The organism is Bacillus sp. PK5-006 (assembly GCF_054161415.1).
In genome coordinates this window covers 773,693-787,111 of record NZ_CP096414.1, presented here as the reverse complement: position 1 = coordinate 787,111, position 13,419 = coordinate 773,693, and the positions used below count along the sequence as shown (strand labels likewise).

13 protein-coding genes are annotated in these 13,419 nt (G+C 39.5%); 2 read left to right on the top strand and 11 right to left on the bottom strand.

Annotated elements, in window-relative coordinates; all coding sequences use genetic code 11:
* Nucleotides 1-11: 11 nt before the first annotated feature.
* From M1D84_RS03910 to M1D84_RS03875, 8 genes are all read right to left on the bottom strand, one after another.
* Nucleotides 12-1,049, bottom strand: a complete 1,038-nt coding sequence (locus tag M1D84_RS03910) for a FecCD family ABC transporter permease (RefSeq protein WP_024425988.1) — start codon at nt 1,047-1,049, stop codon at nt 12-14.
* A complete protein-coding gene (locus M1D84_RS03905; protein ID WP_024423381.1) occupies nt 1,042-2,058 on the bottom strand; it encodes a FecCD family ABC transporter permease in 1,017 nt (338 codons plus the stop codon). The genes M1D84_RS03910 and M1D84_RS03905 overlap by 8 nt, the downstream gene beginning before the upstream one ends.
* A gap of 73 nt (nt 2,059-2,131) precedes the next feature.
* The gene (locus tag M1D84_RS03900) at nt 2,132-3,085 is read right to left on the bottom strand and encodes an ABC transporter substrate-binding protein (protein ID WP_024423382.1); all 954 of its coding nucleotides are present in this window, start codon (nt 3,083-3,085) and stop codon (nt 2,132-2,134) included.
* Between the two features lie 257 nt (nt 3,086-3,342).
* The gene (locus M1D84_RS03895; RefSeq protein ID WP_249366029.1) at nt 3,343-3,564 is read right to left on the bottom strand and encodes a hypothetical protein; all 222 of its coding nucleotides are present in this window, start codon (nt 3,562-3,564) and stop codon (nt 3,343-3,345) included.
* Nucleotides 3,565-3,906: 342 nt separating this feature from the next.
* Nucleotides 3,907-4,707: an HAD family hydrolase gene (locus M1D84_RS03890; protein WP_024423384.1), complete on the bottom strand. Its 801-nt coding sequence runs from the start codon at nt 4,705-4,707 to the stop codon at nt 3,907-3,909.
* A gap of 191 nt (nt 4,708-4,898) precedes the next feature.
* Nucleotides 4,899-5,327, bottom strand: a complete 429-nt coding sequence (gene psiE, locus M1D84_RS03885; RefSeq protein WP_458106415.1) for a phosphate-starvation-inducible protein PsiE — start codon at nt 5,325-5,327, stop codon at nt 4,899-4,901.
* A gap of 37 nt (nt 5,328-5,364) precedes the next feature.
* Nucleotides 5,365-6,678: a HAMP domain-containing sensor histidine kinase gene (locus M1D84_RS03880; RefSeq protein WP_458106414.1), complete on the bottom strand. Its 1,314-nt coding sequence runs from the start codon at nt 6,676-6,678 to the stop codon at nt 5,365-5,367.
* Entirely contained in the window at nt 6,659-7,360 is a 702-nt protein-coding gene (locus M1D84_RS03875; protein ID WP_458106413.1) for a response regulator transcription factor, read from the bottom strand. The genes M1D84_RS03880 and M1D84_RS03875 overlap by 20 nt, the downstream gene beginning before the upstream one ends.
* Before the next feature lie 249 nt (nt 7,361-7,609).
* On the opposite strand from M1D84_RS03875, the gene M1D84_RS03870 reads away from it, so the two are divergent.
* A complete protein-coding gene (locus M1D84_RS03870) occupies nt 7,610-8,815 on the top strand; it encodes a DUF418 domain-containing protein (RefSeq protein ID WP_458106412.1) in 1,206 nt (401 codons plus the stop codon).
* An 82-nt stretch (nt 8,816-8,897) separates the two neighbouring features.
* Here the strand turns inward: M1D84_RS03870 and M1D84_RS03865 are convergent, their stop codons facing one another.
* Nucleotides 8,898-9,830 carry a helix-turn-helix transcriptional regulator gene (locus tag M1D84_RS03865; RefSeq protein WP_458106411.1) on the bottom strand — a complete coding sequence of 311 codons (933 nt, stop codon included), beginning with the start codon at nt 9,828-9,830 and terminating at the stop codon, nt 8,898-8,900.
* Nucleotides 9,831-9,912: 82 nt separating this feature from the next.
* Between M1D84_RS03865 and M1D84_RS03860 the strand changes: the two genes are divergently transcribed.
* Nucleotides 9,913-10,557 (top strand): FMN-dependent NADH-azoreductase, encoded by a 645-nt coding sequence (locus tag M1D84_RS03860; RefSeq protein ID WP_458106410.1) that lies wholly within the window; start codon nt 9,913-9,915, stop codon nt 10,555-10,557.
* 167 nt (nt 10,558-10,724) lie between these two features.
* On the opposite strand, the gene M1D84_RS03855 is transcribed toward M1D84_RS03860, so the two are convergent.
* A complete protein-coding gene (locus M1D84_RS03855) occupies nt 10,725-12,581 on the bottom strand; it encodes an alpha/beta fold hydrolase (protein ID WP_458106409.1) in 1,857 nt (618 codons plus the stop codon).
* Nucleotides 12,582-12,638: 57 nt separating this feature from the next.
* A complete protein-coding gene (locus M1D84_RS03850) occupies nt 12,639-13,205 on the bottom strand; it encodes a TetR/AcrR family transcriptional regulator (RefSeq protein WP_041115746.1) in 567 nt (188 codons plus the stop codon).
* Between the last annotated feature and the right edge of the window lie 214 nt (nt 13,206-13,419).

Here is a 13,419-nt window from a genome sequence, read left to right as displayed (position 1 = left end):
CCATCTTCTGTTTATCGATTGCGCTGTTGATATAACAAATAAATAAAGAACGGTGCACCAATAGCTGCCGTAAATACACCTGCTGGAACATCTAACGGTAGAAATGCGGTTCTAGCCACAAGATCAGCCAGCATCACGAGAATACTTCCAACTAGCGCAGATGCTGGAACAAGCGCTATGAATGAACGTCCAATAATCATCCGTGCAACGTGCGGCGCCATGAGTCCAACAAATTCAATGCCGCCTGCAAATGCGACTGCAACACCAGCCAATGTCACACTCATCAGGAGAAAGAATAATCGTTTCGCCTGCACTTTTACCCCGAGACCTGTTGCAAGATCATCGCCAAGTTCTTTTACATTCATCGTTCTTGCTAACACCATGACAATCGGTAAAATGATCATCACCCAAGGAAGCATCGCAGTGACGTCTTTCATCGTAGAACCATATAAGCTCCCCGTCAGCCAGATGTAAGACTTGGTCGTTGTCATCGTATCACTTAGAACAAGCGTAAACGTCACACATGCCTTCATAATGGCAGAAATCCCAATTCCCATTAGAACAAGGGTGATCGGCTTGACCCCTTTTTTCCATGAAAGCAAATAGATCAGACTCGATACCGCAAAAGCACCTGCAATCGCCCATAAGGATTGATAAGCAATAGGCACAGTGCCCATCCAAAAAACGATGAACATAATCGCACCAAACGAAGCACCACTTGTAATTCCAATGATATCAGGTGATGCCAGCGGGTTGCGGATCAACCCTTGCAAAATGAGCCCTGATACCGCAAGTGCGGATCCAACTAAGACAGCCAGCAGCGTTCGTGGAATCCTCAGCGTATTTAACACAAAGGAATTCCCCTCTCCCTGACCGATTAAATGAAGCAGCACATCGACCGGCTGAATGAACCGGCTTCCCATACTGAGACTGAGAATAAATAAGCCAAAGGCAATGGCCGTCAATAAAAGTAAAATCAAAAACGTCCGCTTTGAAAATTGAAATGAAATGCGCCCGCCTTTAGAACGCACTGTATATGTTTTAGCCACCTGTCTTCAACCCCTTGCGCACGAGATAAACAAATAGAGGCGCTCCTGCTACCGCAGTCATGACACCAATCGGCACTTCCTGCGGCATGATCAGAAAACGAGCCGCCAGATCCGCGGCAAGTAAAAGCGACGCCCCCACAACGGCACAATACGGCAGTACCCAGCGGTGGTCAGGCCCGACGAGCTTTTTCACAATATGCGGCACAAGAAAACCAACAAAACCAATTGAACCAGCAACAGCGACGGAACCACCTGCTAAAAAGACTACGAGTACACCCATCGTGATTTTCAGCAGCAGTGTACGCTGGCCAAGTCCTTTGGCAATATCATCTCCCGACAAAAGAACATTAATAGAACGTCCAAGAAGCAGCGCCACTACAGTCGCACCTAAAATATAAGGCAAAACAGGGATTAACATATCAATGCTTCTTCCAGACACTGACCCAGCCATCCAGAACAAAATGCTTTGAATCGACTGTTCATTCACGATTAAAAGACCTTGTGTAAAAGACGCAAACAGTGCAGATATCGCCGCACCTGCAAGGACTATTTTGACCGGTGTCAATCCATCTCTTCCAATAGAACCCAATAGAAAAACGAGCATCCCTGCAATCGCTGCGCCTAGAAAGGCTGTCCACATATAGCTTGTTAACGACTCTGTTGAAAAGAAAACAATCGAAATAACGATAAAAAATAGTCCACCTGCATTAATTCCTAATAAATCAGGCGCCGCAAGCGGATTTCTCGTCAATGCCTGCATGAGTGCACCTGAAATCGCCAGGCTTGAGCCAACGACCGTTGCAATTAAAGCTCTTGATAATCTGGATGTCATGACAATGACACTGTTTGGATCCGATTCATCAAATTGAAGAAAAGCATGGATGGTGGCTTTGAGGGAAATTGAGGTTTGCCCAAGGGAAATACTGAGCATAAAAAAGACCAACATCAACACAATGAATCCAGCAAAAAGCAGTGCCTTGCTTGAATCCTTTTTTATTAAACTTCTCATCTGATTCCCGCTTTCAATCTGTTATGGAAAAAAGGAGAAAATGGTATATTCACATTTTCTCCTCTGTTACGACTTATTTATCAATTCCTAAACGATCGTAAATATCATCAAGCATCATGTTTGCAGCGATAATACCGCCGCCCATGTTCCAAGTAATTTCATCTACTTTATGCACCTGTTTCGCTTTCACTGCGTCAAGCTGCTTCCATAAAGGATGACTCGTCCACTCTTTATATGCTTTTTCAACTGCTTTATCCTTTTCATCCATAAAGTAATAGATCACATCTGCATCCATTTGCGGAATGCTCTCTTTGTCTGTCAGTGTAATGATGTCTTGCTTTTTATCTTTGACATTCTTAGGTCCTTCAAAGCCTAGCTCTGTTAAAATGGATCCTGCGAAACCAGTTTGATAGATTCTAGCATGATCTGCACGGAAGTTCACCACAGATACACTCATCGGCCAGTTTTTGATGTCTTTTTTCGCTTTTTCTTTGAAATCAGCGACGCGGTCATCCCACTTTGTCAGCAATTCTTTTGATTTGTCTTCCTGGTTTAACGCTTCACCCATCAACTTCACTGTATCTTTAAATGTGAACACAGTTTCAGTTGCAACAGTTGGAGCGATTTCTTTCAGCTGATCAAAAATTTGCTCGTGACGGATTTTCGATGCAATGATCAAATCAGGCTTGAGCTTTTCAATTTCCTCTAAGTTTGGCTGTGTTTCCTGCCCAACAATTTTAACATCCTTTAAGTCATTTCTTAAATATTTATACGTAGGTGCTTCAAGCCATGATTCAACAACACCTACTGGTTTAATGCCCATAGCGACTGCTGCATCCGTTGCTCCTTGGTACAGTGTCACCACACGTTTAGGCGATCCTTTAATTTCAGTTGAACCGATAGCGCTTTCAACGGTTCTTGTTTTCTCTTTACTATCTGACTTGCCGTTACTGCTATTGCTGCCGCAAGCTGCAAGTAAAACGATGGAGAGCACAACTAATAGCGACCAAAAAGATTTCTTGAACATGTACCTCACCTATCCATTCTATATGTAGTCATATCGTTTGATAACGATTCTCATTATCACATTATGATTTTATCATAGAAAAGGATGGTGTCAATGTAAATTTTTAATTAAATGGGAGAGTATTGACTAATTGTTCATACTAAATAGAAGGATTCCACATCTGGATGGTCCTGCCAATCTGTTTTCCTGCTTCTAGTAAAACTGACAAATGGGTATGGCCACCCAGCACTTGATAGACTGATTGCTGCTTGATCTCTTCATGCGGCAGCTTGATAGGCAGGGAATTTTTCAATATCAAATAGTTCATCCTCGTTGCCTACTAACATCGCATATGGCTGATCTATCTTTGCAAGTTGTTTTTTAGGTGCAGACGGGGTCAAGGCAAGTAATAAATTGACGGTGATGGCTGTCAATAAAAGTGGATCCTGCTCGACTGCCCATGCTGAATAATGAAAACGTACGGCTTCAGAATACCCCATCAGCTTTCCTTTTGTCATGGCAGACAGAACGAATTTTCCATACTTGAACGGTCGTAAAAGGAATTTAATCTGGCCTTTGCAGTGTCTGATTGATAGCCGAATTCAGGTGCAATAAAAAAGTAGCCATCAACTTCTCTTTTTTTGGACCAAGATAGGTCACTCAATAAAAAAAAACAGTTATTCATGAATAAACAACTGTTTCTTTATTGCTACTCATATACTCCTTTTTAGTTGCACGCCAATCCATTGTCTTTCTGATCCTAAACCATTCATTAATAGACAGATAACGACTGAGTGTTCATCTCGCGAACTGGGCAAGTTCGTCTTCTTGGCAGAGAGCGGTTAAGGCTGCAAGCTTAGGATTTTTTGAATCGTATGCATGACCCCGCTCTCTTCATTTGAGAGCGTAATAAAATGCGCAGCATCTTTTACCTCTTGGACGGCATTTCTTACAGCAAAGCTGTATTGAGCGGATTCCATCAGTTCTAGATCATTACGTCCATCACCAAATACCATCGTTTCCTCTTCTGTTACACCCAAAATGTTCTGCAGCTGCTTCACGGTGGTTCCTTTATGAACACCAATATTGGAAATATCAATCCACGTATCTTCTGAAGCGACAACATATACTTGTTCAAAGAATTCACTTAACATTTCTCTCGTCTGTACGCAATTTGCCTCAGGATCATGAACGGTGATTTTCACAAAGTCATCTTGTATGTCTGCAAAGTTTGAAACCTTGAGGACATTTGTATAAGAGCCCGTCACAAATCTCATTTCACTCTCAGATAAATGCTCATTGACCACTGCACCATCTTTCGTACATGCAATGATCGTCTGCACTTTACTTATCTCCTCCAGCTTATGGATGATCGATAAACCCAGACCATTTTTTATTAAAGATTCATAAACAAATTGTCCATTCTTTTTAATCCGCGTTGCGCTATCCCCTAAAATCCAAAAATCCTTTGCATGCTCACCAAACAATGCCTCCACTCGTTCACACTGCTTTCCCGTACAAGGAGCGAACGCTACATTTTTCTCTTCCATTAATGCTTTTATTTTCTGAAATAAAGCTTGATCAAATGATCCTTGGCGATTTAAAAAAGTGCCGTCTAAATCCGTAATAATTAATTTAATCATGTTCTTCCTCCAATTCCTTTGCTGAACAAACACTATGAAAATTGTATATGTGTACGTGCCAGAAAGTAAATAAGCCAGAAACATGTTGTTTGTCATCACACATAAAGGCACTTGTTACAGGTACGTCACAAGGCGTTTCATGAATCAACATATAAAAAAATAGACGAACGGTCATCGTTCGTCTTTTTCCCTCACTTCACTTCTTCATGCTCCTGAACCGCATGTCGTTTACTAGCGATAAAGAGAGCAACGGTCATGGCTAAAATGGTCAGCGCCCACCAGAAGGTCGATACAGCCTCCTTATGATCGATAATAATCAAACGGATGACGGCTGTGATGCCAATATAAATAAAATAGCGAAGTGGAAAATGAAAGTTTGATTTAAAGTACTTAATAATTAAGGCAATAAACTCAAAGTACATAAAGAAGATCAGCAACTCACCAAGCATTTCATAATAACTGTCTTCTTTGCTGAGCAAATTCTTGTAAACGAATTGGACAATATACCAAGTTTCACTAATTAAGAGGACGCTTAAAGCAATGGCCAGAAAGAATAAACAAATATTCAGTAGACCTTGCAAGAGATCCGGTATCTTTTGGAAGTTGTTGAATCGTTTCATTAGATTGTCTCTCCATTCCATGTTATTCATTTGTCAGCTATATTTTAATATGCCAGAAACGCAGCACGATGTAGTAAACGCCGTTCTTTTCCATCCTTTCAAACTGCCCGTGCATGCGGGACATCATTCGTTTTATGCTTCGTTCACCAAGTCCAGTGCTTTCCTGGGTGTCATTTGTCTCGTTTATCGCATTGCTGATATGGATCTCAAAAATTTCTTGATCGGATAGAAACGTGAGATTGATATCTTTTTTCGGGTCAGCGTATTTCAGTATGTTCGACATCAGATTATCAAACACTCGGCCAAGCTCCTCGACATTCACATTGATATAGCTGTCTGGCAGCTCCCCTAAAAGATGAACCTTAAATGTCTCTTGCTGCAAAATCGCCACCTGATCTGATAAGAGATCGTAAATGACCTCTTTGACTGCAACTGTCTCAAGCTCAGGTTCATGTTCTTTATCAAGTAGAAAATAGGCGAACAGATTATCAGATAGATTTTTCAATTGCAGTGCTTTTTCATAAGCACTTGCTATATATTGATCCTTACGGGTATCCGCTCCAGCCTCCTCTTTTTTCGCAAACTCCAAATTCATCATCAGCGACGTCAGCGGTGTCCTCATATCGTGTGACATTTCAGTAACCAAGCTGCGGCTCTCATCTTGCAGCTCATCAATGGCTTGAAGCTTGTCCAAAAAGGCTTTTCGCAGATCCTCAATACTTTTGGCAATCATCGCTAATTCATCATGCCCTTTTACCGTCATCTCATAGTCCAGCTCACCGCCTTCAAGTATATGAATCTCTTGATGAATCGTTTGCAGGTAGCGCAAACTTTTGCGAATACCGAGAAGAACAATGAGAAGAAATATAAGCGTCGCCCCGAGCAGCTCGAGTGTAAACGCAAGATCGTGGTAACGAGACGAATAGAAACCATCCACCATGACCCGACCTTCACCGTCGCTAAACTGAACAGGAAACGAATGTTGCTCAGCGTACTGAGTCATCCTTTCTTTTCCGTACGCCGATTCATCGGCAGCGGAATAAATAGAGTCATATTGCAACACTTGATCCTTGAAGATAGTCAAATTAATGTAATTCTCTTTTTTCACCCACTCGCCAAACGCTTTTCGATCCGTTGAAGACAGCTCATTCTCAGACACATAGCGGCTGAATTTTTGAATGTACTTGGCTGACTCCTGATCGTAATACTCGTCCGAACTCAAATATCCATCGATCAAATCATTGGTGATCTTTTGCAGCGTCAAAAAGACAATACCACTCACAATTGCAGCCGCCAAAATCAGCAGTGCAAGCTTTTTGGCCAGTGTATATTTACGATGTGGATGTGCCAAATCGATATCCTCTTCCCCATTCAGTTTTGATATATATAGGACGCGCAGGATCATCCTCAATTTTGGCACGCAGCTTTCGAATATGCACCATCACCGTATTGTTGGAACAATAGAAATAAGGCTGTCCCCACACGCTTTCATAAATATTTTGGGCTGAAAAGATTTTGTTTCGCCTGCTCATAAGCAGTTTTAACATCCGATATTCTAGATCAGACAGCTTAATTTGCTGGTTTTCTTTCCATACTTCATTAAATTCTTCACTTACCTTCAGTTTGCCCCCAATAAGAAAGGTCTCTTCCTGTTCCTTCTTTTCCTGATAGACAGTATACCTGCGTAATTGTGCAATCACTCTAGCATGAAGCTCCTCTTGTGAAAAAGGTTTTGTCATATAATCATCCCCGCCGGCAAGTAAGCCTTCGGTTTTATCGAATGTACTTGATTTGGCTGTTAGAAATAGAATCGGGACATTAGAAGAGGCTCTTATCTGCTGGCACGTTTCGATGCCTGAGAGCCCCGGCATCATCACATCCAAAATCACCAAATCGAGCGAATCGTCCACAAATTTCAATGCTTGCTCGCCATTCATCGCTCTTAGCACCTCATATCCTGCACGTGAAAGGGATTCCTGCAGAAGGTCACCAATATCCTGATCATCTTCTACGACTAATATTCGATGGGTCATGTCTCTCTCACCTCATGATACGTGATGTACTTTCTTATGTCTTTACTATATATCATCTAGCTATGTGAAAAGATACAGCATAAATCTTAACAGTTTATGAAATTGACAGTTCTCCATCAATTTGTCACATTTATTTTCAAAAAATTGGATCTTCATAAATTGTTAAGAATTGGGCCGTATATTGATTCATTGTAAGGATCGATGAATTGATCCGAATCACATTATCATAACAAGAAAAGGAGCATGGATATGAATGCAAACAAAGTAGCACACGGACAACCGATGAGTCTGCGGGAACGGGTTCATTTCTTGGACATTGTACGAGGGTTCGCCTTAATGGGGATTATTCTAGTCAATTACTTTTTGATCGTGGATTCGGCCAAGGGATTTGACATGCAGTCAAATGATGTCTTTCACAATGTGGTCAATTGGTTTGCCTCGGGGAAATTCATTACGTTGTTCTCCTTCCTATTCGGGGTTGGTTTTATGATTTTTATGGATCGAGCTGCTCAGAAGGTGGACAGTCCGAACAAGCTGTTTGCCCGCAGATTAACCATTCTCTTAGGATTTGGCCTTCTGCATTTAACTTTTGTTTGGATTGGTGATATTTTGGCCTATTATGCAGTCGCTGGCTTTTTATTGCTTTTCTTTTACAAACGCACAGCCAAAACCATCGGATACTGGTTGATCACACTCTTTGTGATTCAATTGCTCACACCTTTTTTCACGATGCTGCTAAGTACTATCAGTTCAGGATCATCAGGCAAGCCGGACTTTGCTGATTTCGAGCTGACCAGCCACAACAGTCTGACTTATTTAGCATCAATTAGTGATCGGTGGACAGATATGGTCACAATGGCTTCCGGTTCTTTTTCTACTGTCTATTCTATGTTTTTCATGTTTTTACTCGGTGTGTATTTTGTGAAAATGGAGTTTTTCAAAAACATGGAGGCGAAAAAAGCGATTTGGAATCGCATTTGGGTCATTTTTGCCATCGCTTTTCTCATCACCCAAGGCAGTACGATCATAACAGCGGTCAATCCTTTTGAAAATACACTGTGGATGAACATAGCCTCTGCCCTTGAACAAAACGGCGGATTAACAGGCAGTATGTTTTATATGAGTACACTTGCGATGCTGTTTCTTCACGTCCCTCAGCTGCGAGGTGCTTTGATGGTCTTTACCAAAGTCGGACGGATGTCACTGACCTGTTATTTGCTTCACTCCATCATTGGCACAATGCTATTTCTGAAATACGGAGCCGGACTTGCCGATCATCTTCAGCCTGCTGGTACGTTCATAATTGGAATCGGGGTTTATGTCTTCCTCGTGCTTTTTAGTACATTATGGTTAAAGCGGTTTAAATATGGTCCGATGGAGTTTATTTGGCGTCAGCTGACATATGGGAAGGTTGATGATCAACCGAAAACAAATACAATGGATGTGGCGAAGTAACTGAAATAATAGGAGTTAAAAAGAGTGGGAAAAGGCGAACTTTAGTGGTTCGCCTTTTCTGTAGTATATTCATTTTTTTGATTCAATACTTGTTAATCACTTCTCGCAATTGATTCAAATAACTTTCTTTCAATTCATCTGGGTATTCAATTTTCACATGTTTCCCAAATGACATCAAATAGTGAGTCATATACGATAATTCTTCTTGGTTGTATCCACCCATAATATAAGGAATCTGATCAATGATCTCCAATCTCATATTTGGGTAATGATGCTTCAAAAACTTTTCTTTTCCTTGTTCCGTTAATCGACATTTAAATGAGATATCATGATAAGTTTTTTCGTATTCGAGCTGCAGTTCTTTTAATTCTTCCTTTGTAAACGTGTCTCTGATTTCTTCTTCAATCACCATGTCCTTCATAAAGTCACATCTATAGATGCCCCACTTTTTATTTTGAACATCATATGCTTGAGAAAACCAAATGCCATTTCGATAAAACAACTCAAGAAATTGCAGCCTGATCCATTTATTTTCATATTGAGTGTACGTCATCTTCACGATTTGATCTTTCATCATTGCCTGTAAAATCAATTCCAAATGATTTTGTTCACTAACTGGTGCGACATTATAGTAATGAATCACATCTAAAGTCTCCGTAATCATTTGCTTTTTCTCATCAGACATTGTGGCAAACAACTTTTGCCGAATTTGTGAGTAAGATTTTTTAAATGGTGTGGCTGACACTATATCTAGAGCTTTAAGAGCGAAAAAAATAGCTTGGACTTCTTCTATATTGAAATAAATAGGAACCAATGGAGATTGATTCACCAGTCGATATCCTCCATGTCTGCCATTTTCAACGTAAAAAGCTAAGCCCATTGACTCAAGCTCTTCTATATCTCTTAAAGCCGTCCTTTTAGAAATGCCAAATTCGGATTGTAAGTCCTTTAACTGAAAAGAGTGTTTATCGCTTAAAAAAATAAGTTCTTGGTTTAATCGTTCTGATTTTTTCATTTGTTTTCCCTCTTAAAAAGGTGACTTATTTTGTCACCTTTATCATTTATACTCAGCTTATCAAAAGAAAAGGAGCATGTATATGCAAACATTAATCATTAACGCGCACCCAGATTTTACTCAACAAGAAAGCTATTCAAACAAACTGCAAACACTATTTTTAACACAATTTAAAGAAAGGTTTCCTCATGAGGAACCAACCATTTTACATTTATATGGAACTGAAATTCCTCGTATCGAAAAAGAACAGCTGCTAGGAATTTGGGATAAGCAAGCATCCGAACAAGCATTAACGGCTGACGAGGAAAAAATCGCTGCTGCTTCATCTGCTTTATTGGCTCAATTCAAAGCACATCATCGAATTGTGATCGTGTCACCTGTTCATAATTTCAATGTGACTTCACGAATGAAAGATTATATAGATAATATCTTTATTGCGAGAGAAACGTTTAAATATACAGAAGTTGGTTCAGTTGGTCTGATGACAGATGATTATCGTGTACTTTTGCTTCAAGCAAGTGGCTCAATTTTCACAAATAACGATCGATATACACCTCTGGAATTTTCACATCATTACCTAAAAGAAATATTTCAAAACTTGATGGGATTTCATCAATTTCATATTGTCCGAGCACAAGGAACAGCGATTTTAGAACAAGATGCGATCTTACAATCTGCATCTGATGATATGACGAAAACCTTAGAGGAGTTTTATGCACCTAATTAACCTCTATTTAATCAAAAAGACCCAAAACGAAAAATCGTGCTTTTTTTAATAAAAATCACCTTTTTCGTTTTAGGGTGCTATAAAATCTTTCAGTTGGTGTGCATCGGCTGGATCACAAGCACTGCGATTTCATTACAATTACGACATTCTTTATTTATCCCACATTCTCAACTGCTAGTAAGACTATTTTTTATAACCAATGCTGCCGTTTCACTCGGATGGCTAAGAGGAAAATGATGGCCGTATGGAACAACATCAACTTTACCTAGATGCGATGGAGCAGAATAGCCTCTGTCAAACTCCCCCCAAATCATATGAAGATTATGCTTTGTTGCTTCATTGAATTCACCGTGATCGTTTTTCAATAGTAAATGGTTAAGCTGAACTGTTGTATTTAAAATTCTAGGAGAAGTAAAGCTGTTTCTGATTTTTTCAATATAATGTTCAGGGATGCTCTCGGTCCTTTCAAACAAACCATTACTTAATAAATAACGCTCTATCATTTTAGGAGTTGCTAATTTTAAAGACCATTTGTTCATCCATTGTGGAACATTTAGCGATTTAGCATTTTTTTTAACAACAGGCGGCTGAAGTAAAGTGATTGAATACTTCTTATCTATGTACCCTTGTCCCAAAGCTTTCAATAGAATAAACGCACCGAATGAATGGCCAATTAGATGTGCACCATGAGCCGCTTTCTCCAATACCTTTTTCACTACATTCAAATAGATATCTAGAAGATGTTTCTCTCGTTTAAATGGAGAACGCCCCAAACCTGGAAGATCCAAGATCCATACAGGCTTACCCGTTTTTTCATGAAGCTCTTGTGCTAAAGGGAATAAATCCTCTCCATCACTCAATAAACCATGTAATAAAATAAACGGTTTCCCTTCTCCTTGTAATTGGTAAAGGGTGTTGTTATCGCATAATGTTCGCTCAAATGCATGATGATGCTCACCATGTTGATCCATCATGCGATAATCCAGATCAGCTACTACAGCAGGGAAAAAGTTCATGACACTCGTCTTCTTAAACCAATCTTCCCCCATCATTTTTTTCACTGAAGCATTTGAAAATGTTCGTTTTGTCATAAAATTGAGTCCATCAGAAGGAATGTTTGTTATTTTACTTACTCCACTTTTCATCATTGCTTTCATAAACGGCATTGGGACAGAGATTTTTGGTGCCCTCATATTCATACTTTCCGACATCACACTTAATAATTCAGCAATGTTCTGATCATGCTCTTTGTCTTCAACAAGTGTATATGTTTGAATAGCCGGCTGCTCCATCCTGAAAACCTGCACAATAAACTTCGCAAACTCATCGTTTGAAATCAGTGGCAGCCTATATCCTTTACCTCCAGGAATCACTGGCATAAGCCCTCTTCGCATACTTGTCACAAGCAATCCTAATCCTGCTATCTGCTCTGTACTCCCTGTTTTACTACTGCCGACCACAGTTGGCGGATTAATGACAGACAGCGGATAACCTACAGCTGATGCTTGTTGACGGATATAAAGATCTGCTAAAAATTTTGTTCTCTCGTAAGGATTCTTTATTTTCAGGTAATCATTTCCTTCTTTAAACACATCAATTGCAATCTTGCTATTTTCATCATCAAAGGGGCTCATATAACCGACAACATGAATAAAATGCTGCAAGCCCTTCAATTGATGAGTATTTTTAGCCAATTCACCAATATATTTGGCGCCATTTAAAAAGACGGAAGCTGCCTCTTTACTTGTCGCTTGAATATCCATAGGGCCTCCTGCGTGAATCATCACATCCGTTTTCAACACCATCTCCATATCTTTAGCACTTAGACCTAAATCTATTTTCGTCAAATCACCTTCAACAAAGTGCATCACTGACTCTTTTAAAATACCTCTTTCTTGAAAAATGCGTGTCGCTTTACTTTTCGACCTCACTAAAAAAAGAATGTTCACATCCTCTTTGGCTAATTCTTCAACTAATTGCTTTCCAATAAAGCCTGTTCCACCTGTTAAAAATACTGTTTTCATATAAAATCTCCTTTTTAGTACTATCTAGTACTAATTTGATGTAAAAAAATTGCTTCTTTATCGAAGCAAGTTAAATAAATGATCTGCTGTTTTTGTGATGACAGTGGCATCCTTCAATGTTTCTGAAATAAATAACGCTCCTTCAAGATTTGTAATAAAAAGTGATGCCACCTCATCAATCTGAATCGTATCTCTGAATTCCCCGTTCTCTACCCCTTGTTTCAGTAATAGAGAAACTTTCTTTTGTAATCCTGTGAAAAAAAGACCTATTTTTTCTTTTATTTGCGTGGCCTGTGCAGGACTTTGAATATAAAGAGTAATAAATGGACAGCCTCCCTGATACTCTCTCGACTGAACGCCTTGTGATAATTGCTTTAAAAACATTTGGATACGATCTTCAACTGAAAATTGGGTCTGAGACATTACGTCGTCTATTGCAGCTTGATACATATCAATCCAATAATCAACGACCCCTTCTAATAATTCCTCCTTATTAGAAAAGTGATAATACACATTCGACTTTGATACTTTGCTTACACGTACCAATTCATCCATACTTGTATAAGCAAACCCTTTTTCCAAAAATAATGTTGCAGCTACTTCAAGTACACGTTTTTGATTCATCAATTTTGCCTTTGTCATAATTAGAACTATACAGTACTAATTTGAATGTTGCAAGTATTTATGTTCGTCGTTTAGAAAAAGTTTGATTAAAGGATTCTCTCTCAAATGAAAATGAGTCCAAAAAAATAAGATGACTTTCATGATAATTATGATGTTATTGGAGGGATAGATTTTTGTAATTCCTTCATTCATGTGAGTAAGAGGCATTTGTTGG

What these genes read in the sequence shown, in the direction of transcription:
- M1D84_RS03905 (WP_024423381.1), bottom strand. Translation starts at nt 2,058, where the DNA reads ATGAGAAGTTTAATAAAAAAGGATTCAAGCAAGGCACTGCTTTTTGCT.
- M1D84_RS03900 (WP_024423382.1), bottom strand. Translation starts at nt 3,085, where the DNA reads ATGTTCAAGAAATCTTTTTGGTCGCTATTAGTTGTGCTCTCCATCGTT.
- M1D84_RS03895 (WP_249366029.1), bottom strand. Translation starts at nt 3,564, where the DNA reads ATGGGGTATTCTGAAGCCGTACGTTTTCATTATTCAGCATGGGCAGTC.
- M1D84_RS03890 (WP_024423384.1), bottom strand. Translation starts at nt 4,707, where the DNA reads ATGATTAAATTAATTATTACGGATTTAGACGGCACTTTTTTAAATCGC.
- psiE (WP_458106415.1), bottom strand. Translation starts at nt 5,327, where the DNA reads ATGAAACGATTCAACAACTTCCAAAAGATACCGGATCTCTTGCAAGGT.
- M1D84_RS03875 (WP_458106413.1), bottom strand. Translation starts at nt 7,360, where the DNA reads ATGACCCATCGAATATTAGTCGTAGAAGATGATCAGGATATTGGTGAC.
- M1D84_RS03870 (WP_458106412.1), top strand. Translation starts at nt 7,610, where the DNA reads ATGAATGCAAACAAAGTAGCACACGGACAACCGATGAGTCTGCGGGAA.
- M1D84_RS03865 (WP_458106411.1), bottom strand. Translation starts at nt 9,830, where the DNA reads ATGAAAAAATCAGAACGATTAAACCAAGAACTTATTTTTTTAAGCGAT.
- M1D84_RS03860 (WP_458106410.1), top strand. Translation starts at nt 9,913, where the DNA reads ATGCAAACATTAATCATTAACGCGCACCCAGATTTTACTCAACAAGAA.
- M1D84_RS03855 (WP_458106409.1), bottom strand. Translation starts at nt 12,581, where the DNA reads ATGAAAACAGTATTTTTAACAGGTGGAACAGGCTTTATTGGAAAGCAA.
- M1D84_RS03850 (WP_041115746.1), bottom strand. Translation starts at nt 13,205, where the DNA reads ATGAATCAAAAACGTGTACTTGAAGTAGCTGCAACATTATTTTTGGAA.